At 26.3% G+C, this 23836-nt stretch carries 26 protein-coding genes and 1 pseudogene; 22 read left to right on the top strand and 5 right to left on the bottom strand.

What is annotated here, in order from left to right; translation table 11 throughout:
• The 3 genes from WC168_RS03395 to WC168_RS03385 all read right to left on the bottom strand — a co-directional run.
• Positions 1-818 (bottom strand): type I restriction endonuclease (locus tag WC168_RS03395; RefSeq protein WP_372617528.1); only part of this gene is annotated, 818 nt, incomplete at its 3' end.
• 33 nt (positions 819-851) lie between these two features.
• Complete coding sequence (locus WC168_RS03390) at positions 852-1796, bottom strand: endonuclease/exonuclease/phosphatase family protein (RefSeq protein ID WP_372617526.1); 945 nt, start codon at positions 1794-1796, stop codon at positions 852-854.
• Positions 1796-2116 (bottom strand): GGDEF domain-containing protein, encoded by a 321-nt coding sequence (locus WC168_RS03385; protein ID WP_372617524.1) that lies wholly within the window; start codon positions 2114-2116, stop codon positions 1796-1798. Before WC168_RS03385 ends, WC168_RS03390 begins: the two co-directional genes overlap by 1 nt.
• Positions 2117-2267: 151 nt before the next feature.
• Between WC168_RS03385 and WC168_RS03380 the strand changes: the two genes are divergently transcribed.
• From WC168_RS03380 to WC168_RS03310, 15 genes and pseudogenes are all read left to right on the top strand, one after another.
• A complete protein-coding gene (locus tag WC168_RS03380; RefSeq protein ID WP_115588423.1) occupies positions 2268-2717 on the top strand; it encodes a Spy/CpxP family protein refolding chaperone in 450 nt (149 codons plus the stop codon).
• A gap of 3 nt (positions 2718-2720) precedes the next feature.
• Positions 2721-3401 carry a response regulator transcription factor gene (locus WC168_RS03375; protein ID WP_066162480.1) on the top strand — a complete coding sequence of 227 codons (681 nt, stop codon included), beginning with the start codon at positions 2721-2723 and terminating at the stop codon, positions 3399-3401.
• The gene (locus WC168_RS03370; RefSeq protein WP_372617521.1) at positions 3398-4630 is read left to right on the top strand and encodes an ArsS family sensor histidine kinase; all 1233 of its coding nucleotides are present in this window, start codon (positions 3398-3400) and stop codon (positions 4628-4630) included. Before WC168_RS03375 ends, WC168_RS03370 begins: the two co-directional genes overlap by 4 nt.
• Positions 4631-4635: 5 nt before the next feature.
• Positions 4636-5766, top strand: coding sequence for an NAD(P)/FAD-dependent oxidoreductase (locus WC168_RS03365; protein ID WP_372617534.1), 1131 nt, complete (start codon positions 4636-4638; stop codon positions 5764-5766).
• A gap of 47 nt (positions 5767-5813) precedes the next feature.
• A pseudogene (locus WC168_RS03360) lies at positions 5814-6809 on the top strand (methyl-accepting chemotaxis protein); the annotation flags it as partial.
• The gene (locus WC168_RS03355; protein WP_372617532.1) at positions 6807-7229 is read left to right on the top strand and encodes a CZB domain-containing protein; all 423 of its coding nucleotides are present in this window, start codon (positions 6807-6809) and stop codon (positions 7227-7229) included. The pseudogene WC168_RS03360 and the gene WC168_RS03355, both read left to right, overlap by 3 nt.
• Positions 7219-7599 carry a response regulator gene (locus tag WC168_RS03350; protein WP_066162468.1) on the top strand — a complete coding sequence of 127 codons (381 nt, stop codon included), beginning with the start codon at positions 7219-7221 and terminating at the stop codon, positions 7597-7599. Before WC168_RS03355 ends, WC168_RS03350 begins: the two co-directional genes overlap by 11 nt.
• A 21-nt stretch (positions 7600-7620) precedes the next feature.
• On the top strand, positions 7621-9627 hold the full coding sequence (locus tag WC168_RS03345; RefSeq protein WP_372617519.1) for a PAS domain-containing protein: 2007 nt from the start codon (positions 7621-7623) through the stop codon (positions 9625-9627).
• Positions 9627-12008: a PAS domain S-box protein gene (locus tag WC168_RS03340; protein ID WP_279133731.1), complete on the top strand. Its 2382-nt coding sequence runs from the start codon at positions 9627-9629 to the stop codon at positions 12006-12008. The genes WC168_RS03345 and WC168_RS03340 overlap by 1 nt, the downstream gene beginning before the upstream one ends.
• Positions 12005-12829: a TIGR00282 family metallophosphoesterase gene (locus tag WC168_RS03335; protein WP_125296225.1), complete on the top strand. Its 825-nt coding sequence runs from the start codon at positions 12005-12007 to the stop codon at positions 12827-12829. The genes WC168_RS03340 and WC168_RS03335 overlap by 4 nt, the downstream gene beginning before the upstream one ends.
• Before the next feature lie 75 nt (positions 12830-12904).
• Positions 12905-13696, top strand: coding sequence for a hypothetical protein (locus WC168_RS03330; protein ID WP_066162456.1), 792 nt, complete (start codon positions 12905-12907; stop codon positions 13694-13696).
• Positions 13693-13941, top strand: coding sequence for a hypothetical protein (locus WC168_RS03325; RefSeq protein WP_066162453.1), 249 nt, complete (start codon positions 13693-13695; stop codon positions 13939-13941). The genes WC168_RS03330 and WC168_RS03325 overlap by 4 nt, the downstream gene beginning before the upstream one ends.
• 22 nt (positions 13942-13963) lie before the next feature.
• Positions 13964-14674 carry a bifunctional demethylmenaquinone methyltransferase/2-methoxy-6-polyprenyl-1,4-benzoquinol methylase UbiE gene (gene ubiE / locus WC168_RS03320; RefSeq protein WP_066352454.1) on the top strand — a complete coding sequence of 237 codons (711 nt, stop codon included), beginning with the start codon at positions 13964-13966 and terminating at the stop codon, positions 14672-14674.
• The gene (xseA, locus tag WC168_RS03315; protein ID WP_372617516.1) at positions 14674-15864 is read left to right on the top strand and encodes an exodeoxyribonuclease VII large subunit; all 1191 of its coding nucleotides are present in this window, start codon (positions 14674-14676) and stop codon (positions 15862-15864) included. The genes ubiE and xseA overlap by 1 nt, the downstream gene beginning before the upstream one ends.
• A 39-nt stretch (positions 15865-15903) precedes the next feature.
• Positions 15904-16383, top strand: coding sequence for a chemotaxis protein CheW (locus tag WC168_RS03310; protein ID WP_066162443.1), 480 nt, complete (start codon positions 15904-15906; stop codon positions 16381-16383).
• Positions 16384-16391: 8 nt separating this feature from the next.
• On the opposite strand, the gene WC168_RS03305 is transcribed toward WC168_RS03310, so the two are convergent.
• Positions 16392-16922: a peptidylprolyl isomerase gene (locus WC168_RS03305; RefSeq protein ID WP_066162442.1), complete on the bottom strand. Its 531-nt coding sequence runs from the start codon at positions 16920-16922 to the stop codon at positions 16392-16394.
• 79 nt (positions 16923-17001) lie between these two features.
• Between WC168_RS03305 and panD the strand changes: the two genes are divergently transcribed.
• From panD to groL, 5 genes are all read left to right on the top strand, one after another.
• Entirely contained in the window at positions 17002-17385 is a 384-nt protein-coding gene (gene panD, locus WC168_RS03300; RefSeq protein WP_319086945.1) for an aspartate 1-decarboxylase, read from the top strand.
• Positions 17378-17707 (top strand): YbaB/EbfC family nucleoid-associated protein, encoded by a 330-nt coding sequence (locus WC168_RS03295; protein ID WP_066162435.1) that lies wholly within the window; start codon positions 17378-17380, stop codon positions 17705-17707. Before panD ends, WC168_RS03295 begins: the two co-directional genes overlap by 8 nt.
• Positions 17708-18580, top strand: coding sequence for a polyprenyl synthetase family protein (locus WC168_RS03290; RefSeq protein ID WP_372617513.1), 873 nt, complete (start codon positions 17708-17710; stop codon positions 18578-18580).
• A 123-nt stretch (positions 18581-18703) separates the two neighbouring features.
• Entirely contained in the window at positions 18704-18961 is a 258-nt protein-coding gene (gene groES / locus WC168_RS03285; RefSeq protein WP_066162430.1) for a co-chaperone GroES, read from the top strand.
• A 1-nt stretch (position 18962) separates the two neighbouring features.
• Positions 18963-20600, top strand: a complete 1638-nt coding sequence (groL, locus tag WC168_RS03280; protein WP_372617510.1) for a chaperonin GroEL — start codon at positions 18963-18965, stop codon at positions 20598-20600.
• Between the two features lie 47 nt (positions 20601-20647).
• On the opposite strand, the gene WC168_RS03275 is transcribed toward groL, so the two are convergent.
• Entirely contained in the window at positions 20648-21217 is a 570-nt protein-coding gene (locus WC168_RS03275) for a YkgJ family cysteine cluster protein (RefSeq protein ID WP_319047551.1), read from the bottom strand.
• Between the two features lie 52 nt (positions 21218-21269).
• Here WC168_RS03275 and WC168_RS03270 point away from each other — a divergent pair, with 52 nt between their 5' ends.
• Both WC168_RS03270 and WC168_RS03265 read left to right on the top strand, forming a co-directional pair.
• Positions 21270-21941 carry a response regulator transcription factor gene (locus WC168_RS03270; protein ID WP_066162419.1) on the top strand — a complete coding sequence of 224 codons (672 nt, stop codon included), beginning with the start codon at positions 21270-21272 and terminating at the stop codon, positions 21939-21941.
• Entirely contained in the window at positions 21938-23740 is a 1803-nt protein-coding gene (locus WC168_RS03265; protein ID WP_372617507.1) for a sensor histidine kinase, read from the top strand. The genes WC168_RS03270 and WC168_RS03265 overlap by 4 nt, the downstream gene beginning before the upstream one ends.
• Positions 23741-23836: the final 96 nt, after the last annotated feature.

Raw genomic sequence — 23836 nt, 5'->3', positions numbered from 1 at the left:
TAGTTTGTAAACTTTTGATTTATAAACTCCTCTCTAATCTCTTTTATCATATTTGCTCTAAGCAAATCTCTATCTTCTGCAAATAGTATAAAAATAATACGGTCGCATAGTTTTTGAGTGAGTCTTAGAAGTGTTTGTTTATCAAATTTTTGTACAATTAAAGTTTTAGATTCATCATAATTATTTTTTACAATATTTTCAAAAAGAAGTGTTCTAAAGTTGGAGAAATCTTTATATAGTTTTTTAGATATATCTTGCTCAAAGCTGTTTGTTTTCTCTTTTAGTTTTAAAGGAATATCAGTTTTTATGCTCTCATAAGATAGTAAAAGATGAAGCTTTTTAAACTCTTCATAATTTAGAGTAAAAAGATTAAATTTCTCATAGGCTGTTTTTTTATCTACATAAAATCTTAGCTCATCAAAGTTTGAGATTATTATATATTTTGAGTTTGAGTGCGAAGCGTGATAGTTAAATGCTTGAGTCTCTATTTTGTCAAGATTTTTTGTATCTTGTCCTTTTAGCTCAATTACTCCTACAACTTTTTCATCTACATAAATCACTCCATCTGCTTTTTTGCCATCTGTTTCGTTTTTCTTTTCTCTCTCAAGATTAAAAGATTTTGGATTTGTCATATCAAGAGTATAGCCTAAGCAGTTTTCAAAAATATCAACTAAAAATCCATCTTGATATTTTTCCTCTTTTACTGTTTTTATATATTCAACTTTTGCTAAAAACTTTTGAAATGAAGCCCAACGAAGAGCAATTAAACTCTCATCTTGATTAATACTTTTTAAAACTGTTTTTTGAAATATTGACAATTTTTTATCCCCTTGATTTTTTAATTTCTATATTTAAACTTCTATTTCACAAACCACTTGCGCATGGTCACTTGTAGTTAAACTTCCATTTTGATTCTTTTGTAAATGCTCATCAAAAACTTTAAAATCTTTGATTTTATCTTTTAAAAATCTATTTACAAAAATAAAATCAAGAGTATTTCCTTTGCCTATAAAATAGCTTGTTGGTGTTCTTTTAAAACCTTTGAACTCTGGATGAGGATTATAAACTTTTTTTAAAGCAAAATCATAGCTATCAAACAAAACTAAATCATCTTTTAAAAGCTCTTTTATATAAAACCTTTTGTTTGTAAGTGCATCAATAGTTATTGAATGCTCTCTATCGTTTAAATCACAAAGCAAAATAGATGCACTTTTTTGTTTTTTAATATCAAAGTGAAGAGTTTTTGCCTCATTAAGGCGTTGTTTTAGTGAAAGAGAGTAGTTGTTTTTTAAAGCAATATCAAGTTTGCTTTTTTTCTCTTCAAGTGTTGAATCTTTTGTAAATCTATACTCAAACTCATTTAATCTATTTGATTTTAAATGAGCTACATAAACAACAATTTCTAAATCATTATCAAGTTTTATAGATGCTTTTATAGGCTCTCTTGAAAAAGAGAAACTATCTTTTGTCTCTACTTTTTCTATATTTTTAATTGGAAATTTACTAGCTAATGCTACTGTTGTAGATTTGAAAACTTGGTTTTTCTCTTCTAGTTTAGGAGTTTGAACTACTACAAAATCTTTGAATCCAAGCTCCAAACACAACTCTTTTAACTCATCTTGTGAAAATACTTCTTGAAAACCTACAATATCGCAATCCATTTTTAGAAGTTGTTTTTTTATCCAAGATTTTTTCTCTTCCCAATCGCTTTTTGTAAATCTATCTTTTTTTGTATAAAAAGAGTAGTTATTTGAACAAAATTGAAATAGATTAAAAGTAGCAACTTTAATCAACATTATTTTAAAACCACACGATTTCTTCCAGATCTTTTTGCTTCATAAAGATTTTCATCTGCATTTTTATATAGCTCTTCACTACTATTTATCTCAAGACCACTTTTACAAACCACTCCAAGAGAGATAGTTACATATTGTGAAACTTTGTTTCCACTATGCTCTATTTTTAGATTTTCAATATCATCTTTGATCAATAAAGCATAATCCATAACTTTGCTTTTCTCAATATGAGATATTACAGCAAACTCCTCTCCACCAACTCTAAATGCAAAATCTCCAGCTCTATTTGTTCTGTTTTTCAAAACATATGATAATTTCATTGTTTCTCTTTATTTAATTATTTTTTAAATCGTTTGATTGTATCAAAACAGATATTATTTTTTGTTTATTGTAAGGTTTCGTTAATATAAAATTTAAGATTCATTAAAGTTGTTATACAATAATTTCATTATCTTAAAAAAAGGATTAAAAATGAGAAAAATTGTATCAAGTTTAGCTTTAGCTTCAATTTTGGTAAGTGGACTTTATGCACAACAAGGTGGAGCAAATTGTGATTTTAGAAAAGATAGTCAAAACTGTCCAATAAATAAAAAAGATGGAAAAAAAATGTCAAAACAACAAAGTGGTATTTTGGGAATCTTTTATGAGTTAAATTTAACAAAAGATCAAAAAACAAAGATTGATGAAATTATAAAAGATAGCAAAAAAAATCAAGAGTTTCCTTGTGATGCTTTTTCAAAAGATAGTTTTGATAAAGAGAAATTTATTAAAATTATGAAAGATAAAAGAGAGAAAAATCAAGAGTTACATGCAAATATAATAGAGAAAGCTTATAAAGTTTTAGATTCAAAACAAAAAGAGCAGTTAAGAACTTTGCTTGATTTAAGAAAAGAGAAAATGAAACAAAGATTTGAAGATTAAACTATGATCAAAATTGCAATGATAGAGGACGATTTAGAGTTAGCAAATGTTTTAAGTAGCTATTTAAAGCAGTTTAATATTCAAGTAGTAAATTTTGAAGAGCCATTTTTGGCTCTTTCTAGTTTAAAACTAGAAAAATTTGATTTGATAATTTTAGATTTAACACTTCCTGGTATGGATGGATTAGATGTTTGCAAAGAGCTTGTTAATAAATTTGATATACCAATTATAATTTCAAGTGCAAGAAGTGATATTACAGATAAAGTTACGGCTTTAAAATTAGGAGCTGATGACTATTTACCAAAACCTTATGATCCAAGAGAGTTAGAGGTTCGTATTAGAACAATTTTGCGAAGATTTAATAAATCAATACAAATAGATGAACCAAATATCAAAAAAACATTTCTTTTAAATGAGGAGAAAAAAGAGATTACAAAAGATGGTGAGTATATTAAATTAACAGCTGCTGAGTTTGAAATATTAAGTCTGTTTATAAAAAGAGAGGGTTTTATAGTAAGCCGTGATGATATTTTTGAAAACTCAGATGTTTTAAATAGTGATTATGAAAGTAGTGGTTCACTTGCAGTTATAATAAATAGAATTAGACATAAAATAGAAAGCAATCCAAAAGAGCCAAAATATCTTCAAACTATTAGAGGAATGGGGTATAAATTTATACAATGAATAAAGATTCAATAATATTCTCAAACACTTTAAACTATGTTATTACAATTTTACTTCTTGTTTTTTCATTTATATTTCTACTTACAAATGAGAACTATCTTAAAGATAAAGAGTTAATAGATAAATATAGACCACTTTTTAAAGTAGTTGAAAAACAAAGACACAATATAGATGAAAATTTTAAAAGTTTTTTAAAAGATATGAACTATGAGTTATATTTTGATAAAGATATAAAACCTATTTTAAAAAATAAAAATAAAAAACTTATATTTTTAAGAAATAGAGGAAAAGAGGTTTTTAAAATATTTGTAATAGATGGCAAAAACTATCTGCTTTTTGAAAGACCAAAAGTTAGTTTTTTAATAAAAGATATTGAAAGTAGTAGTTTTTCAAATAGTTACTATCTTGTTTTTGTCTTTTTTATTCTATTTTTTGTTTTAACTTTTTTATATATAAGAACATTAAAACAGCTTTTACCTCTTAAAATTTTAAAAGATAAGGTTATAAATCTTGGAGATGAGAAGTTTGATTTTGAGATAAAAAGTAGTGGCAAAAATGATGAGATAACAATTTTGACAAAAGAGTTTAAAAATAGTGCAAAAAAATTAAAAAATATAAAAGAGTCAAGAAATGTATTTATACGAAATATTATGCATGAACTTAAAACTCCAATCACAAAAGGAAAAATTCTTCTGCAACTTGAACAAAATGAAGAGAATAGTGAAAAACTAAAAATGGTTTTCAATCGTTTAGAGGCCTTAATAAATGAGTTTGCAACTATTGAAGAGTTAATATCTCAAAATAAAATTTTAGAAAAAAAGAGCTATTTTTTAGAAGATTTATTAGATGAAGCAAAAGATATTTTGATGCTTGAAGATAGTTTGGTAAAAAACTCTTACGAAAATATAAAGCTTTTTGTAAACTTTAGGCTCTTTAGTATTGCTATAAAAAATCTAATTGATAATGCAATAAAATACTCAAATAGCAAATCTCTTGAGATAAAAACTATTGGCGATGATATTTTATTTATAAATGATGGTGAGAAGTTAAAAGGTGATTTTCAAAAATATTTAGAGCCATTTTCTATAAAAACTTCAAATGAATCTTTTGGTTTGGGACTTTATATTGTATTTAATATTTTAAAAGCAAACGGGTATAATCTGCTTTATGATTATATAGATGGTAAAAATATTTTTACTATAAAAAAGGATATAAAATTTACGACATAGCAATAATTGGAGCAGGTGCAAGTGGTTTGATGTTTGCTTCAAATTTAGATAAGAAAAAATTTAAAAATATTTGTTTAATAGATTCAAATGATAAAATAGGGCAAAAAATAAAAGTTTCAGGTGGGGCAAAGTGCAATATCACAAATGAGTTTGTAAGTGAAAATAACTATTTAGGAGATAGAGATTTTGCTAAAGATATTTTAAAAAGATTTTCAAAAGATGATTTGCTTAGATTTTTGAATAAAAATCAACTCTTTCCAAAAATAAATCCAAAAATAGTAAAAGGTACATATTTTTGCGACTCTAGCCAAGATGTTATAGATATGTTTAATCTTTTAACAACTCATATAAAAAAGTTTCTCTCTACAAAGGTTTTGGATATTTCATACAATAATTTTTTTACAATAACTACAAGTAAAGCTATTATTGAAGCAAAAAAAGTTGTAGTTGCTAGTGGAGGCTTATCTTACGCCTCTTTGGGGGCTTCAGCTATCGCTTTTGATATTGCAAAAAAGTTTGATCATACAATAGTTGATTTAAATCCAGCACTTGTAGGTTTTACTGTTCAAAAAGAGCAGTTTTGGTTTAAAGATTTATCAGGACTTTCAATATTTGTAAATATATTTGTTGAAAATAAAAAAATAGAGGGAAATCTACTTTTTGCTCATAAAGGTTTTAGTGGACCAGCTGTTTTAAGTAGCTCTTTGTATTGGAAAAAGGGAAAAATAGCAATTGATTTTTTACCAAATATTAATATTGAAAAACTTTTAATGGGAAATAAAAATATATCAACAGCCTTGCCTTTGCCAAAAAGGTTTACTCAAGAGTTTTTAAAATCGATAAATTTAGATGATAAACCTTGTTCAAAATTAGATAAAGAGGAGATTGAGAGTTTGAAAATATTAAAAAAATATAGTTTTGCTCCTGCTGGGAATTTTGGATATACAAAAGCAGAAGTTACAAAAGGTGGCATCTGTACAGATGAGATAGATCATAAAACATTTGAGAGTTTAAAACAAAAAGATTTGTATTTTATAGGAGAGTGTTTGAATTTAACGGGAGAGTTGGGTGGATTTAATTTTCAAATTGTATTTTCCCAAGCTTATTTATGCGCAAAAGAGCAAAATAATTTTTAAGTATATTTTAGCTACTCTTTAGAATTTAATAGAGCCTAGGAGAAGAGATGTTTTTTAACAACAAAGAAAAAGATGAAAAAATTAAAAACTTAGAACTTGAAATAAGAGCTTTAAAAACTGAACTTATCAAAAAAGATGAGCTAGTTACAAAAGAGTTTGATAAACTTAAAAAAGAGTTTGATAATGCACTTAATAAAAAAGATGAAGAGATTGAACTTTTTAAAAAAATATCAACACTTTCAATAGAAGAAGGAATGGCTGTATTTGATGAAAATGATAAACTTTTCTTTGCAAATAGTGTTACTAAAACAAATTTAAGTGATTTTTCTCCTATTATTGAAGCAGTTAAAAGAGGAGAAGATAGAGTTATTTTACAAGAGTGCGAAGCTGAAGCTGTTGCTAAAAAATTCAAAAATTATACACTCGTTGCTTTGAGAAAAACATCAATTCACGACAATAAAGAGGGTGGTCTTTTAGCAAGACACAATAAAAATGTTACAAAATCTTTAAGTGATACTCAAACTACATATTTAAGTCTTTTAGAAGAGTTACAATCTATGCAAAAAGAGTCAAATGAGACAGCAGATGGTTCAATAAAAGGTTTAAATCTTATTAAAGAGATAGTTTCATATACAGATAATCTTCACAGTGAAATTGAAAGCGAAAATGAAGTTGTAAATTCGCTTGTTGTAAAGAGTCAAGATATAGCTTCTGTTATAAATATTATTCAAGAAATAGCTTTCCAAACAAATATTTTATCTCTTAATGCTGCTGTTGAAGCTGCAACTGCTGGTGAAGCTGGAAAAGGTTTTGCTGTTGTTGCTCAAGAGGTACGAAATCTAGCTAGTAGAAGTGCTGATGCTGCTAAACAGATAAAAGATGTTGTTACAACAATACAGCATGAAACAGAGAAGATAAAAACTAGTTCAGATGTTGTTATAAATGTTGTAAATGAGACAAAAACTAGAATTGATACTCTAAGTGGTTTAATGAATAATTTCCAAAAAAATTCAAATAGAGCGGTTTATGAAGTTGAGAGTATTTCAAATAAGATATTTATAAATCTTGCAAAACTAGATCATGTTATTTATAAAAACAATCTATATCAATTGATTTTTGGAAATCCAAATAACTTTAAAGCAGTTGACCATACGCAGTGTAGATTAGGTCAATGGTATAATACAGGACTTGGAAAACAAGAGTTTAGCTTTGTGGCTTCATATAAAGGTTTAGATAATCCTCACGCAGTTGTACACAAAGAGGCAAATATTTTAGCAAAAGAGTGTTCAGGAAATGAGATATCTTGTTCAAAAGAGTTAATTGAAGAGAAGATAGAGTTAGTTGAAAATGCTAGTGAAAAAGTGTTTGTATATTTAGATAAAATTTTGGAAGAGAAAAACAATGCAGTTATGAAAGATGCTGCAACAAAATTATTTAATAAAGGAGCAACAAATGGAAAATAGAAAATTTAGTATAGCAATAGTTGATGATGAAACAGAGATTTTAGATCTTTTGAATAGATTTTTAAGTAGAAATCCAAAATTCAAAGTTTCATCTTTTTCAAATCCTCTTACATTTTTAACTAGCAATGATAGTTCAAAATATGATTTAGTGCTTTTAGATATTATGATGCCACAAATGAATGGAATTGATGTTTTAGAAAAAATTAGAGACAAAGGCGAAGATCAAAAAGTTATTATGATGACAGCATATTCAACTTTAGATAAAGTTCTAAAATCTCATAAAGAGGGCGCAACTCACTATATAATGAAACCATTTAGTTCTCTTGAAGCTTTGGAGAAACAAGTATTAGAAATACTAAATGAGAATTAATTAATGAATAAAATAAGGTATGTGATACTCTTTTTTTTAGTAGTAATTACAATTATATTTTCATTAAACTATTTAAAAAATAGTGATTTTGAAAAAGTAAATTTACAAATCAAAGATAAGATATTAAAAGATTATGAACTTCTATTAAAAGAGCTTGAAGATACCGCTGAATTTGTCTATTTTACAGAGATTATTAAAAGTAATAAAATTGTTGATATTATAAGTAGTGAAAAAAATGAGATGAGGCTTAAAAATCTTCTTTATGATGCAATTGAAGCTGAATACTCATATTATACTACTTTGGGAGTTTTTGATATTAGTTTTTATAGTGTTGATGGTGTTCAAATTTTAAATTTCAAAGATTTAAATTTCAAAGATCCACTTACTATTTCACTAATTGAGAAAGTTATAAATAGTAAAAAAGAGCAAAAAGCATATAAAAATATCTCAGATGAGGGATATTTGGTCTTTTCAAAACCAATATTTGATAAAAATTTAAACCTCATATCTATAATGAACATAGAGTTTGATTTAGATTTGGTTTTGGAAAAACTTGAACAAAACTCATCACAATTTAAATTTAAAAAACTATTTGCATCTAAACTACAAGAAGAAGATTTCTCTTTATATTTAACAAATAAAAATAGTATAAAAAAATTAGAAAAAGCTTTTGAAAATAGAGAAAATAAGACATTTGTTGTTAAAAAAGATGGCAATAAAAATGTTTTAACTTTTGCATTTGTATCATATTTAGAGTTTTATCAAGACTCTTTGTATTTGGTTTATTATAATAAATCAGATAAAAAAATTGCAAAGATAGATGATTTTTATGGCTACTTACTTATCTTTTTTAGTATATTTGTTGTTATTTTGATTTTCATTTTGGCATATTTATTACAAATAAAAAGAAAAAAAGATATTTTGCAACTAAAATATGATGAGCTTTCAAATATTATTGATAACCATATTTTAAAAATAGATTTTGATTTAGATGGAAAAATAACAAGTGCTTCAAAAGCATTTTGCAAAAGTTCTGGTTACTCAAAAGATGAGATAATTGGAAAAAATATTGATCTTTTAAGACATGATGATGTATCTGAAAATTTTTATAAAAAGTTAAAAAAAGATTTAGAGATACTTCATACTTGGCAAGGTGAGATTAAAAATAGAGATAAATTTGGAAATACCTACTGGGTAAGATTGAAAATTTTCTCTATATATGATATTAAAAATAGGCATATTGGTTATAGTTCAATTAGAACAGATATTACAGATACAAAACAACTTGAAAAGATGAATAAACTTTTAAAAGAGGATTTATCAAATAGATTAAATGAGTTAAGACTTCTTGATAAAGATATAAAAGATGATGCAAAGATATCATTTTTATCAAAAATTATGGACTCTATCTCTCATCAGTGGCAACAGTCAATATCGAAAATATCTTATGAATTAGATAGAGCTAGCGATGAGAAGAATTTTGATGAGAATTCAATTGAAATTTTACAAAGTAGAGTAAAAAGGGAGCTTCATAATCTATCTTTTATATTAAATGATACAAAAAAAATATTTAACTTCTCAAGTGAGAGAAGAGCAAATTTAAGTTCAGTTTTAACTAGTATTAATCACAATTTAAAACAGAATCTTAAAAATTTAAATACAAATTTATCTTTTGATATTGATGAGAGTATTGATTTACAAATTAGCTCTTTTGAACTAAAATCTATTATTCAAAATATAATTTTATTTATATTAGATCAGATAAATACTTATGATATAAAAAAAGCAAATATAAAAATTTCGACAACAATAATTTTAGATGAGATTACAATTAAAATTACTGAAGATATTGAAAATGAAGCTAAAAGGGAGTTTCTTGATGATATTTTAAATAAGATAGATGATACTTATTTAGATTCACAAATACATTTGGCAAAGCTGTTAATTGATAAAAATAGAGCTATTTTTTGGTGTAAAAATAGTGAAAAAGAGACAACATATTATATAAAAATCAAAAAAGCGAAATAATGCGATTAGCTTTCTATATTAAGATATTTTTTACATTTTTGATATTTTTTCTCTTTTTATTTGCATTTTTTTTAAACTCATTTTATAACTACCATAGCAGTTATATTCAAACAAATAATCAACAAATTTCAAAGACAATTTTAGAAAATCAAGAAGATAAACTTTTAAATTTTTTAGATGTTTATAGACAAAAAATATCTATTGTAGAGTCAACTATTGACTCTTTAAAAACTCAAGATGATATCTTTAATTTTATAAAAAATAGAGTTTTAAATGATAAAAATATTTTAGAGTTTAAATCATTGGGCTTTAACTCTAAAGATAGATATATATTACAAAATAATCAAAATAGCAATTTAAGATTACAGACAAACTACAATAAAGAGTATTTTAAAACATTAAGAACTCTAAATTTAAATGAAGAGTATATATTTTTGGATGAAAATAATAAAAATATTTTAAATTTTGCAATTAGAGCAAAAAAAGAGTTTTTTATTCTCAAAATTGATATGAGAGATTTCTTTACTAATCAAAATGAAAAATTAATCTTTTTAAATAGATATGAGATTCAAGAATCAATAGATTTAAATGATTTTATCTATAAAAAAATAGATTTAAATGATAGTGATTTTTATCTATTTTTAGTAAAAAAAGATAAAGAGAGTTATAAATATTTTCTACTTAATAATTTTTCAAATCTTCTATATGTTACGCTTTTTTTATCACTTATATTTTCAGTTATAACTACTTTATTAATTGCCGAAAACAATAAAAAAATTGAGACAAAAAAAGAAGAACTTGATATTTCAAATCAAGAGTATAATGACATTTTAAATAAAAATAGTGAGATTATGGATAGATATATTCTATTTATAAGAGTAGATTTTGATGGAGTTATAAGAAATATTAGTTCAGCATTTTCTAGCTTTTTGGGTTATTCAAAAAGTGAGCTTTTGGGTCATAAGTATAAAAGATTAATAAATAGAAATTTGAAAAAAGTCATTAAAAAAACTGTAGAAAAATCATATGAAAAAAAGAGTTTGAGTCTAAAAAATATTCAGGGTTTTAAGAAAAATGGCGATAGGTTTTTTGTAGATATTTTTGTAGAGGTTATAAATTATGAGTTTGAACAATATTTAGATATTATCTGTGTAGATAGCACTGATAAGATGAAGATTGAAGATCTATATTTTAATTTAAATAACCAAGTTCAGATATATAATAGTATTTTTGAAAATGTACATAGTGGAATTGCACTTTTAAATAAAGATTTTAAATTTATAAAAGTAAATAGTCAGCTTTGTGAGTTTTTGGGCTATGAAGAGATAGAGTTAATTAGATTATCACCTTTGAATTTAATATTATCAGATTCAAAAAAAGAGTTAAAAAAACTATTAAATGCTATGAGTGATTTAATAAAAGTTCAAAAAATAGAGAAAATTTTTATAAAAAAAGATGGTTCAAAAATTCATTTAGAGCTTAGTTTAAGACTTTTAAGAGAGAAAGAGCAGATTATTTTTATTGTAAATTCACTTGAAGATAAAAGAGTTTTACAAGAGTTAAATTTAAACCTTGAAACAAGAATAAAACAGGAGTTAGCAAAGAGTAAAGCAAAAGAGAAAATCCATCTTGAAGAGCAGATAAAAAGTGCAAAACTAAGCTACATTGGAAGTTTAGCAGCTGGAATTACTCATGAGATAAATACACCTTTAACTTATGTAAAAGGAAATCTTGAGTTAATGACTTATGATATAAATGATTTAGAAGATACAAAAATAAAAGAAAGAATGCTACAAGATAGTAAAAAAATGAAAGATGGAATAGATAGAATTGCAAATATTGTTGAATCTATGAGAGAAGTTACGCACTCAAAAGCTTCAAATAAAGAGAAGATAAATATCTATCAAACAATTCAAACAGCTCTTACAATCGCACAAAATAGAGCAAAACATATAAGCAAAATCTATTTAAATGATACTTTATTTGATTTGGATGATAAAACAATATTTAATAAAACCTTCTATTTTTATGGTCAAAAACAAAAAATTGAGCAAGTTTGGATTATTATTATAAATAATGCTTTAGATGAACTTGAAAAAATTGAAGATTATGATAAAAGATGGCTAAAAATAGAGGTTTCAACTTTTGAAAAAGATATTATTATTAGATTTAAAGATAGTGCTGGTGGAATAAAAAATGAAGCTATGAAAAAACTATTTGAACCTTTTAATAGTCAAAAAGAAAAAGGTGGAATGGGAATAGGTCTATCTATTGCTAAAAATATTATTGAAGAGAATGGTGGATTAATAGATGCTTATAATGGTGAATTTGGTGCAGTTTTTGAGATAAGATTAAAAATTTTAAAAGAGGATATAGTTTGAGAATAGGATTTATAGGAGATATAGTTGGTCGTCCTGGAAGAAAGATAATTAAAGAGAGTTTAAAACATTTAAGAGCTGAGTATAAATTGGATTTAGTAATAGCAAATGGTGAAAATGCAAGTCATGGTTTTGGACTTACAGTTGATAGTGCAAAAGAGCTTTTTTCATCAGGAGTTGATGTAATCACAGGTGGTAACCATAGTTTTGACAAGAAAAAAGATTTGCAAGTTTTACTTGAAAATAAAAATATTTTAAGACCTCATAACTATCCAGATGGAGTAGTTGGAACAGGATTATTAATAAAAGATGTTCAAGTTGAAGATCATATTGAGACAATTGCTGTATTAAATCTTATGGGGCAATACTCAATGCCACTTGTTGAAAATCCATTTAATCTTGCTAAAAAAGTTGTTGATGATTTAATAAAAAAAGGTGTTAAAAATATATTTGTAGATTTTCATGGTGAAGCAACAAGTGAAAAAAGAGTAATGCTTATGATGTTTAAAAATCAAGTTAGTGCTATTTGTGGAACACACACTCATGTAGGAACAGATGATTTGCAAATTTTTCAAAATACTGCATATTTAACAGATATAGGATTAACAGGTTGTTATGATAATGTAATTGGAATGGATGAAAAAGCTCCAATTCAAAGAGCAACAACTGGAATTGGTAGCCACTTTGATGTTCCAAACTCTTGTAAAGCAATACTGCAAATGATGGTTGTGGATATTGAAAATGGAGTTGCAACAAATAGTTTTAAACTTAAAAAGTTTTGTAATAGTAGTAAAATTTACCAAACAGATGCAATAGTTGTTTAATCATATTTTGGATAAAATCAAAAGCATTTTTTCAAAGAAATTATTTAAAAAAAGTATTACAAAAGGATAAATAAGATGATTATAATTCCACAAACAAAAGGTGGTGTAGGAAAATCTACTGTTGCTATGCAGGTAATTGCTCCATATTTGTATAAAAAACATGGCAAAAAGATAACTTATATTGAAATAGATGATGAGAATAACGATTCAAGATCTTTTACAAGAACTGAAATAGTAGAAAAAAGAATGCTAGGAACTAATAGAATCAATGAACTTGATGAGTTGATTTTAATGGATGATAATCATCAAGTTATAGTTGATGTTGGTGGAAATAAGACTTCAGCACTAGTTCTTGATGAGATAAAAAAAGTTGGAAGCTTTGGAAATGTTAAGTGGATTATACCCTTAGGTGATGGTGAACTTGATGGAAAAAATGCAATTGCAACTATGAAAAAAATTAGAAAAATAGAGAAAAATCCAGAAGAGAATATTATATTTGCTCTTACACGAGCTATATCTATGCATGAGGATTATTATAGTGAGCAGTTTATAAACTTCTTTGGGCATAAATATCTTGACTCAAACTCAGTGATTTGTGATTTTGTAAAAGATCCAAAATATTTTCCAGTTCAAAATGACAAAATTATTACTATGAGTAGATACTTAGGAAGTACAGTTTGGGAGATGGCTTACAATAATACAGATTTTGCTAAAAAAGCTATTGAGGCAAAAGAGTTAGGTGATGTTGAGAGTGCTAGAAAGTATCTATTTTTTAGAAGAATTCAAACTGAAGCAAAAGATTATGTACTTAATACTCTAAACAAAATATTTTGTGATTTAGATAGATGGATAGAGATTAAAAAATGAGTGAAATGAGCTTTAAACAAGCAAAAGAGCTTGTTGAGAGAATGGAGTTTAGTGAACTTGCAATAAAAAAAGCAGTTGACAATTTAGATAAAGCTTCAATCAACTTTGAAGCTAGTTTAAAAGTTCAAGAAGAGATAGTAAATAGAATTCCTTATGTTGATAAGAAACTCTCAATTATGAAAATTGCAGTTTCATTAAACATAGGTTTAATTTTGGGTATTTTTATTGGAAAATATCTAATATAAAATATAAAAAGAGGATAATATTTTGGAAAAACAAGAAAAAATAGTATCAATGTTTAATAACATTGCACCAACTTATGATAAAGCAAATAGAGTTATGTCAATGGGAATTGATAAAAGTTGGAGAGATAAAGCTTGTAATAAAACTTTTGAACTTTATGGAAAACAAGAGATTGAAAAGATTGTTGATGTTGCATGTGGAACAGGTGATATGATAATTTTTTGGAAACAAAATGCAGCTAAAAAAAATATTACTTTAAAAAATATTGTTGGAATAGATCCAAGTGTTGGTATGATGGAGTTTGGTAAAAAGAAGCTTCCAGAAGTTGAGTTTATAGAGGCATTTGCTACAAAAATGCCACTAGAAAATGAGAGTGCTGATATAGTATCAATATCTTATGGGATTAGAAATGTTGTTCAAAGACAAGAGGCTTTTGTAGAGTTTGCAAGAGTTTTAAAAAAGGGTGGATTAGTTGTAATTAGTGAGTTTACTAAGAATAAAAAAGAGAGTTTGCTTGATCATCTAACAGCATTTTATATGGATAAGATTTTACCTGTTATTGGTGGATTAATATCTAAAAATAAAGAGGCTTATAGATACTTACCAGACTCTATTGATGAGTTTTTAACAACAGAAAATTTACAAAAAGAGTTAAAACAAGCTGGATTAGAGCCTATTTATACAAAAGCTTTCTCTATGAAAATTTCAACACTAATAATTGCTAAAAAAGTCTAATGAACCCTATTAGTGTAACTACTTTAAATACTCAAATAAAATCTCTACTAGAGACTACTTTTATGCAAGTTCTAGTAGAGGGAGAGATTTCAAATTTAGTAAATCATAGCTCTGGACATATATATTTTTCAATTAAAGATGATAGCTCAACGATATCTTGTGTTATGTTTAAAGGAAATACAAAATATCTAAAATTTCAACTTGAAAATGGATTAAAAGTTTTAATTACTGCAAATATAACAGTTTTTGTTCCAAGAGGAAACTATCAACTTCTTTGTACAAAAATCGAGCCAAGTGGAATTGGAAGTTTGGCTTTAGCTTATGAGCAACTAAAAACAAAGCTTCAAGCAAAAGGATATTTTGAACAAAGTATTAAAAAAGCTTTGCCAAAATATCCAAAAAAAATAGCAATTGTTACAAGTGCTACTGGAGCTGCTATTGAAGATATGAAAAAAGTTGCAAGTGCTAGATGGAATTTGGTTGAACTCATACTTATTCCAACTTTAGTTCAAGGAGCTGGAAGTATTGAAGATATTGTGAAAAATATCAAAATTGCAGATAGTTTAAATTGTGATATTATGATTGTTGGAAGAGGTGGTGGAAGTATTGAAGATTTATGGTCTTTTAATAGTGAACTTGTTGCCAATGCAATTTATGAAGCAAAAACACCAATAATCTCAGCTGTTGGACATGAAATAGATTATTTAATAAGCGATTTTGTAGCAGATCTTAGAGCTGCAACTCCATCAAATGCAATAGAGATTGCACTTCCTGATACAAATGAGCATCTTTTATATATTGATAGTTTAGTAAATGATTTAAAATCAAAATTAAAAAACACTCTTCAAAGAAAAGAGCAAGAGTTAATAAATTTAAAATCTTTGTTTAAACAAAACTCAATAGAGTCAAAACTAACATTTTTTGATGCACAAATTAAGCTTTTGGAAGATAGTTTTAAAAGAACTTTAACTTCAAGATTAGATATTTTCTCAAATATCTTAGATAATTTAAAGCAATCTTTTTTAATGAATAATCCAGAAAAAAAAGATAAAATAGGTTTTGTTCAACTCTCTAAAGATAATAAAATTGTCTCTTTGGATGATTTAAAAATAGATGATAATATAGAACTTCAAACAGCTAAAACAAAAGCAATAGCAAAAATTATTAGTTTAAGTGAACAAAAAGTATAATATTGCAATTTTGCAAAAATATTTAAACAAGGATAGAAGATGGAAAACAAGAACTCAAGAGAAAAAAGTAGCTCAAATGTTACTGAGTTTATGACATTTGAATTAGGAAAAATGAAATATGCTATTGAACTTCCAAAAATAAAAGAGATTTTAACTTATCCTGATCATATTACAACTTTACCAAATACATCTGATTGGGTAAAAGGTTTGATTAATTCAAGAGGGGAAGTTGTTCCAATTTTAGATATTAGAATTAAATTTAACACAGGTCCTATTGTATATGATGTAAATACATCTATTATTATTGTAATCACTGAAGATAAAAGAATGGTTGGAATTGTTGTAGATTTGGTTGATGATACACAAAAAATTGATACAAGTATGCTTGCACCTGTTGCTGAAATGGGTTCTGCTATTCCTTCTAAATATTTAAAAGGTTATGTTAGAGTAGAAGATCATCAAATGCTTGTTATTATGGATATTGAAAGAGTTGTTAGCAAAGAAGAGTTAGAAGATTAATATCTTCTTTACTCCTCTATTTTTATACTATTTATTTTAACATCACTAATAGGTTTATCTCCACCATATCTTCCATTTGTTTTTACATTTTCGATACCTCTTACAACATCAAAACCATCAACTACATATCCAAATATTGTGTGGTAACCATTTAACCAATAAGTTGCAGTTGTTGTTATGAAAAATTGACTTCCATTTGTGTTTGGACCTCTATTTGCCATTGCTAAAATAAAAGGTTTATCAAAAATAGCTTTTGATGAAAACTCATCTTCAAAATCTTTTTTCCAAATAGATTCTCCACCAGTTCCAGTTCCTGTTGGATCTCCCCCTTGAATCATAAAATTTTTTATAACTCTATGAAAAATTTGATTATTGTAGTAACCATTTTTTGAGTGAGTTACAAAGTTTTCAACTGCTTTTGGAGCAAGTTGTGGTTTTAATTCAACTTTGATTATTCCCATATTTGTATCTATTATTGCAATAGGATCTTTTGCAAATAAAATTGTACAAAGTAAAGATATTAATAAAACTTTTTTCACTTTATTCCTTTAATAAGATTTTTTAGAAATTTAGTATAATATATAAGCTTTGAAAATTAGATGAAAAGGATTAAATGATATGACATTTGAGATGTTATACAGTAAGATTCATAGAGCAACTGTAAGTGATGCAAATCTTAACTATGTTGGTTCAATTACTATTGATGAAGAGCTTATGCAAGCTAGTAATCTAAGAGTTGGTCAAAAAGTTGATGTTGTAAATATTAACAATGGAGAGAGATTTCAAACTTATGTAATCAAAGGTGAGTTTGGTAAAAAAGATATGTGTCTAAATGGAGCAGCTGCTAGAAAAGTATCTGTTGGAGATAAGATAATTGTAATAGCTTATGCAACATATAGCCAAGAAGAGTTAAAAAATTATAAACCAACTGTTGTGCTAGTAGATGATAAAAATAGTATTGAACTTATTACAAATGATTTAGTAGGTGGTAACTATGTTTGATGGTATTGATTTAAAAAATCTAAATCTTGGAGATATGATAAATAAATTTCAGGATATGGCAAAAGAGCAAGAAGCAAAAAATGCACAAAATCTATTTACTGCAAAAGCAGGTGGTGGAATGGTTGAAATTTCAATCAATGGAAACTCAGAAGTTGTTGATTTAAAAATTGATGACTCACTTCTTGAAGATAAAGACTCTTTGCAAATACTTTTAATCTCTTGTATGAATGATATTATAAAACAAAGTGAAGAGAATAAAAAAAGAGTGGCTATGAATTTAATGGGTAATTTAGGTGGATTAGGAAATTTAGGTCAAAAATAGATGAAAGATTTATTAAATAAATTTGAAGATTATCTTCTATCTAACCTACCAACTATAAAAAGTTTTCATCCACACTTTGAAGAGGCTATGGGTGAAATGTTAAAAGCTGGTGGAAAAAGATTTAGACCAATGCTTCTTTTAAGTGTTGTAAACTCAAAAAAACCACTTTTATTAGATAATAGTTTAAAAGTGGCACTTGCTGTTGAGTTTTTACATACATACTCACTAATTCACGATGATTTACCTTCAATGGATAATGCTGATTTACGAAGAGGATTTCAAACTCTTCATATAAAATATGATGAGGTAACTGCTATATTAGTTGGAGATGCTTTAAATAGTGAAGCTTTTAATCTAATAGCAAATGCTTCACTTCACAATGATGTAAAAATTGAGTTAATAAAACTTTTAGGACATAATGGTGGCTTAAATGGTATGATAATTGGTCAAGCAATAGATTGTTTTTTTGAAAAACAAAAAATAGAGCTTGAAAAATTAGAGTTTTTACATATAAATAAGACTGCTAAATTAATAGCAGCATCTCTTAAAATGGGCGCAATAATTGCCTCATATAGTGAGCAAACTCAAGATGAGTTATATGATTTTGGAATAGATTTAGGACTTTTGTTTCAAATTCAAGATGATATTATAGATGAGCTTGAAAGTAGTGATGTTGCTGGTAAAACTACCCAAAATGATAGTTTTAAAAACTCTTTTGTAAATCTTTTAGGGCTTAAAGAGGCTATGAATAGTGCTGATAAATTGGCAGATAAGTGTTTGCAAAATCTAAATAACTTTGATAAAAATCTACAAGATTCTCTTTTAGAACTTTTAACAAACTATATAAATAGACACAAAAAATACAACTCTTAGTTAAATTGACTAAAGGTTTATTGACAAAAAAGAAAAAATTGTATAAAATTTGGCACTTAAAACTAGTAAGTGCTAAGTTTTAAGCTAATAATAAAATTTAAATCATATATAAAAGGAAAGAAAATGAATTTTAAACCACTAGGTGAAAGAGTTCTAGTTGAGAGAACTGAGGTTGAGAACAAAACTGCAAGTGGGATAATTATTCCTGATAATGCAAAAGAGAAACCTCAAACTGCAAAAGTAGTTGCTGTTGGAAGCAAAGTTGAAGATGTAAAAGTTGGAGATGTAGTTGTGTTTGAACAATATAGAGGAACTGAAATTAAACTAGAAGGTAAAGATTATCTAGTATTAAATATTGAAAATATTATAGGAGTTATGTAAGATGGCAAAAGAGATTATATTTAGTGATAATGCAAGAAATAGACTGTTCGCTGGAGTTGAAAAACTAGCAGATGCTGTAAAAGTTACGATGGGTCCAAGAGGAAGAAATGTTTTACTACAAAAATCTTTTGGAGCTCCTACAATTACAAAAGATGGTGTAAGTGTTGCAAGAGAGATTGAACTTGCTGATACTTTAGAAAATATGGGAGCTCAACTTGTAAAAGAGGTTGCTAGTAAGACTGCTGATGAGGCTGGAGATGGAACAACAACAGCAACTGTTTTAGCTCACTCAATTTTCAAAGAGGGTCTTAGAAATGTAACAGCTGGAGCAAATCCAATATCTTTAAAAAGAGGAATGGACAAAGCTTGTGAAGCTATTTTAGCAGAGCTTAAAAAATCTTCAAAAGTTGTTGCAAATAAAACAGAAATAGAGCAAGTTGCAACGATTTCAGCAAACTCAGATAGTGCAATTGGAAAAATGATTGCTGAAGCTATGGAAAAAGTTGGAAAAGATGGTGTTATTACTGTTGAAGAAGCAAAAGGAATTTCGGATGAGCTAGATGTTGTAGAGGGAATGCAGTTTGATAGAGGATATTTAAGTCCATATTTTGTTACAAATCCTGAAAAAATGACAACAGAGTTTAATAATCCATTTATTCTACTTTATGATAAAAAAATCTCTTCACTAAAAGAGCTTTTACCAATACTAGAAGGTGTAAATAAAGCAGGAAGACCTTTATTAATTATTGCTGAAGATGTAGATGGTGAAGCATTAGCAACTTTAGTTGTAAATAGATTAAGAGGTGCATTACAAATTGCTGCTGTTAAAGCTCCAGGATTTGGTGATAGAAGAAAAGCTATGCTTGAAGATATTGCTGTATTAACAGGTGCAACAGTTGTATCTGAAGAGATGGGAATGAAACTTGAAACTACAGATTTAATTGCACTTGGAACTGCTTCAAAAATTGTAATTGATAAAGATAATACAACTATTGTTGATGGAAGTGGAAGTAAAGATGCAGTTCTTGCAAGAGTAAACCAAATTAAAGCAGAGATTGCAAATACAACAAGCGATTATGATAGAGAAAAACTTCAAGAGAGACTTGCAAAATTAAGTGGTGGAGTTGCTGTAATTAAAGTTGGAGCTGCAACAGAGACTGAAATGAAAGAGAAAAAAGATAGAGTTGATGATGCTTTAAGTGCAACAAGAGCTGCTGTTGAAGAGGGAATTGTAATTGGTGGAGGAGCTGCATTAATTAGAGCAGCTGCTAAAGTAAAACTTGATCTTTGTGGTGATGAGCAAATCGGATCTGCTATTGTTTTAAGAGCTATTAAAGCACCATTAAAACAGATTGCTTTAAATGCTGGATATGATGCTGGAGTTGTTGCAAATGAGGTTGAAAAATCTTCAAATGAGAACTTAGGATTTAATGCTGCAAGCGGTGAGTATGTAGATATGTTTGAGGCTGGAATTGTAGATCCTGCAAAAGTTGAAAGAGTTGCAATGCAAAATGCTGTTTCAGTAGCATCACTACTTTTAACAACAGAAGCAACTGTTACAGATATTAAAGAAGATAAACCTAGCATGCCTGATATGAGCGGTATGGGTGGAATGGGCGGAATGCCTGGAATGATGTAATCATCAAATAATAGTTTTTAAAGAGAGTGAATTTTCACTCTCTTTTTTTATTTATAGAAACTATAATTTTTAAGATTTTCAAGGGAAAGTTTGTGAAAATCTAAATATTTTGAACTCTCTTTTCCAATATATTTAAAAAATCTCATATTTTTTATAAAAAGTAACTCTTCAAAATCATCAATTTTTAGATTATCAAACTCAAAGTGAGTATCTAAGTAGCTTTTTTGATAATTTGAAAAAAAATCAACTTCTATATCTAAACTATTTGTTCCTTTAAAAACTTCAGGACAAGAGCTATCTATATAAATTGAGTTATCAAGATTTGGACTTAATGGATAGATTTTACAAACACTAGGTCTTTTTTCGTAAATTGAGCAGAGATTATCTTTTAGATAAGGGCATGAATCATAACCATTTGATATTAAGATAATAGGTTTTATAAAACCTTTAGAACCAAAAATAAATAGTATTGGAAAGTTTTGATAAAGAACTTCAAACTCTTCTTTTAGTATTTGTGAAAATAATGAACCAAAAACTCCTTTGCAACATCTAGCTTCACAATTTTTACAATCACCAAAATCTACTACACTATCTTCTATTTTTATAAAATTTTTCATAAAAGATTTTATCTATTTTGTCTTTAAATATATTGTTGGATAGAATACTAGAATGAAAATTTTAATTATAGAAGATGATATTCAATTAAATACTACTATTACTAATTTTTTAAAATATAAAGGTTATGAAGTTGACTCTTTAGAAGATGGTAAAGAGGCGCTTGATTATATTGATAAAAATTTTTATGATTTATATATTTTGGATATTAATATTCCAAAAGTTTCTGGTCTAGAGATATTAAAATATATAAGAACTAAAGATATAAAAAGTGCTATTATAATAATAACAGCATCTTTAGAGTTAGATAATATTAAAACAGCTTATAAAAATGGTTGTGATGAGTATATAAAAAAACCATTTTATCTTGAAGAGTTAGAGATAAAAATTGATAAAATTTATGGAAAAATTGAAGATAATAATATTATTAAAATATCTAAAAATATATCTTATAATCTTATTTCAGAAGAGCTTACAATAGATTCAAAACTTGTTAGAATTAGAAGAAAAGAGAGAAGACTTTTAACTATTTTGCTTAAAAATCTGAATAAAACAGTACCAACAGAGATTTTAGAAAATTATGTTTGGGAGAATGATATAAAAGATATTTATCCTTTAAGACAGCTTGTAAATGGATTGAGAAAATATTTTAATAGTGATGAGAAATTTATTTTCTCACAAACGGGTGTTGGATATAGATTTGAGATAAAAAAAGATTTAAAATGAAATTAAGATATCAACTATATATTTTTATACTATTTTTATCAGCAATTTTGTTTTTTGTTTTAACTATAAATTATATCTCTTATAAAAATCAATATGATGAGGATTTAAAAAGATTTGTAAATAGTGAAGTAAGACTTCATAAAAAAGCTATATCAAACTCTATTTTAAATAGAAGTATTGAGTTTAATGATGCAGGAGATCTTTTTCTTAATATTGCAAATGATGCTTTAATTTTATTAAAAAAAGATAGCAGTAGAGATTTAGATGAGTTAAAGCTTTTTTTGAAAAAAAAGTACAATTTACAAAATTATGATTTTGAACTATATTTAATAGATAGATCTTATGTGATTTATAAAACAACTGATTTAAAAGATTTAAATTTGGATTTAACAAATATAAGCGATGCTAAAGCTCTTATGAATAAGAGTTTAGATGGAAATATATATTTTTCTAAGTTTATAAATAGTGACCCAATAAATTTAGAGTATAGATTATATGCTTATGCTTCACTATCTAAAGATAAGTTTTTGGAATTATCTTTTATAAATACTCAAATTAAAAATAGTTCAATCTCTTTTGTTGTTGAAAATCTTCAATCAAATAATAGTGTAAGAGTATATAGAGTTTTTAAAAATAAAGATGGCTACTCATACTATAATTTATTAAAAAAATTAGAAGATGAGACAAAAAAAAGTTTGTATGACTCTTTAGATATTATTGAAAATAGTAATATTACAAGCTCTGCAATTGTAAATTCAGCCATAAACTTTGCACAAACTCAAAATTTAGAATCTAATCTTTTAACTATAACAGCCCCAATATTTGATAAAAATATGTTTCAATTTTTAGGTTTTGAAAATGTTGTTATGGAGCTTGAAATTGATTTAAGTAATAGAGTTGAGTTTTTAAAAGATATAAAAAATCTCTATATAGGTTCACTTTTTATAATTGTTTTTATACTTTTTCTAATTTTTATATTTGTTCAAAATAGATTTACAAAACCAATAGAGACTATTTTAAAAAGTATTAAAGAGTCTAAAAAAGTAGAAGAGGAGTTATTAACTTACAATAATGAGTTATCAAAAATTGCAAAAAAATACAATGTTTTATATGATAAATTTACAAATGAGTTGGAACAAAATAGTAATCTTTTAAGAGAGAATAAAAAATTTATTGCAGATACAGTACATCAAATCAGAACTCCTTTGACAAATATTTTAATGAATAGTGAGATGATAAAAAAGTTTCAAAAAGATAGTAGTATGAATACATTTATTGAGCAAATTGATGCATCTATAAATATGCTTTCAAACTCTTATGAAGATTTATCATATCTTTTAACTTCGGATACAATCTCATATAAACCTAAAAAAGTAGATTTAAAAGCTTCATTAATTGAGAGAATAAATTTCTTTTCAACAATTAGTAAAGTAAATTTTAAAAAAATTCAAGCACAAATTGATAAATCTATTTATGTTTATATAAATGATATAGAGCTTGAAAGAATTATTGATAATAACTTATCAAATGCTATAAAATATGGTTATAAAGATAAGAGAGTAGATGTAGTTTTATTAGAAAATGAAAAAGAGGCTATTTTAGAGTTTAGAAGTTTTGGGAATGAGATAAAAAATAAAGATATTATATTTAATAAAAATCATCGAGAAGATGAAGCGAAAAGAGGTCTTGGTTTAGGTCTTTTTATGGTTAGCAATATATGTATTAAAAATAGTATTAGATATGATGTTTATTATAAAAAAGGACAAAATATATTTAGATATATTTTTAAAAAAATTTAAATATTTTAAAAATCTTACATTTTTCTTACATTTCTTTTATACAATATCCGCCACACAGGAGAAATTATCCATATAAATAGTTTTCGGGGAATATTT

The organism is Aliarcobacter sp. (assembly GCF_041672065.1).
In the GTDB taxonomy this organism is placed as follows: Bacteria; Campylobacterota; Campylobacteria; order Campylobacterales; family Arcobacteraceae; genus Aliarcobacter; species Aliarcobacter skirrowii.
Note: the sequence above shows the minus strand (reverse complement) of the source record. Positions and strands in the feature narration are given on the sequence as shown.

Bases quoted from the DNA above. Each gene is read 5' to 3' on its own strand.
- WC168_RS03310 (WP_066162443.1), top strand. From the start codon at position 15,904: ATGGAAAACAAGAACTCAAGAGAAAAAAGTAGCTCAAATGTTACTGAG.
- WC168_RS03390 (WP_372617526.1), bottom strand. From the start codon at position 1,796: ATGTTGATTAAAGTTGCTACTTTTAATCTATTTCAATTTTGTTCAAAT.
- WC168_RS03290 (WP_372617513.1), top strand. From the start codon at position 17,708: ATGAAAGATTTATTAAATAAATTTGAAGATTATCTTCTATCTAACCTA.
- WC168_RS03295 (WP_066162435.1), top strand. From the start codon at position 17,378: ATGTTTGATGGTATTGATTTAAAAAATCTAAATCTTGGAGATATGATA.
- groES (WP_066162430.1), top strand. From the start codon at position 18,704: ATGAATTTTAAACCACTAGGTGAAAGAGTTCTAGTTGAGAGAACTGAG.
- panD (WP_319086945.1), top strand. From the start codon at position 17,002: ATGACATTTGAGATGTTATACAGTAAGATTCATAGAGCAACTGTAAGT.
- WC168_RS03275 (WP_319047551.1), bottom strand. From the start codon at position 21,217: ATGAAAAATTTTATAAAAATAGAAGATAGTGTAGTAGATTTTGGTGAT.
- WC168_RS03380 (WP_115588423.1), top strand. From the start codon at position 2,268: ATGAGAAAAATTGTATCAAGTTTAGCTTTAGCTTCAATTTTGGTAAGT.
- WC168_RS03350 (WP_066162468.1), top strand. From the start codon at position 7,219: ATGGAAAATAGAAAATTTAGTATAGCAATAGTTGATGATGAAACAGAG.
- WC168_RS03385 (WP_372617524.1), bottom strand. From the start codon at position 2,116: ATGAAATTATCATATGTTTTGAAAAACAGAACAAATAGAGCTGGAGAT.
- WC168_RS03270 (WP_066162419.1), top strand. From the start codon at position 21,270: ATGAAAATTTTAATTATAGAAGATGATATTCAATTAAATACTACTATT.
- WC168_RS03340 (WP_279133731.1), top strand. From the start codon at position 9,627: ATGCGATTAGCTTTCTATATTAAGATATTTTTTACATTTTTGATATTT.
- WC168_RS03370 (WP_372617521.1), top strand. From the start codon at position 3,398: ATGAATAAAGATTCAATAATATTCTCAAACACTTTAAACTATGTTATT.
- groL (WP_372617510.1), top strand. From the start codon at position 18,963: ATGGCAAAAGAGATTATATTTAGTGATAATGCAAGAAATAGACTGTTC.
- xseA (WP_372617516.1), top strand. From the start codon at position 14,674: ATGAACCCTATTAGTGTAACTACTTTAAATACTCAAATAAAATCTCTA.
- WC168_RS03330 (WP_066162456.1), top strand. From the start codon at position 12,905: ATGATTATAATTCCACAAACAAAAGGTGGTGTAGGAAAATCTACTGTT.
- WC168_RS03265 (WP_372617507.1), top strand. From the start codon at position 21,938: ATGAAATTAAGATATCAACTATATATTTTTATACTATTTTTATCAGCA.
- WC168_RS03325 (WP_066162453.1), top strand. From the start codon at position 13,693: ATGAGTGAAATGAGCTTTAAACAAGCAAAAGAGCTTGTTGAGAGAATG.
- WC168_RS03375 (WP_066162480.1), top strand. From the start codon at position 2,721: ATGATCAAAATTGCAATGATAGAGGACGATTTAGAGTTAGCAAATGTT.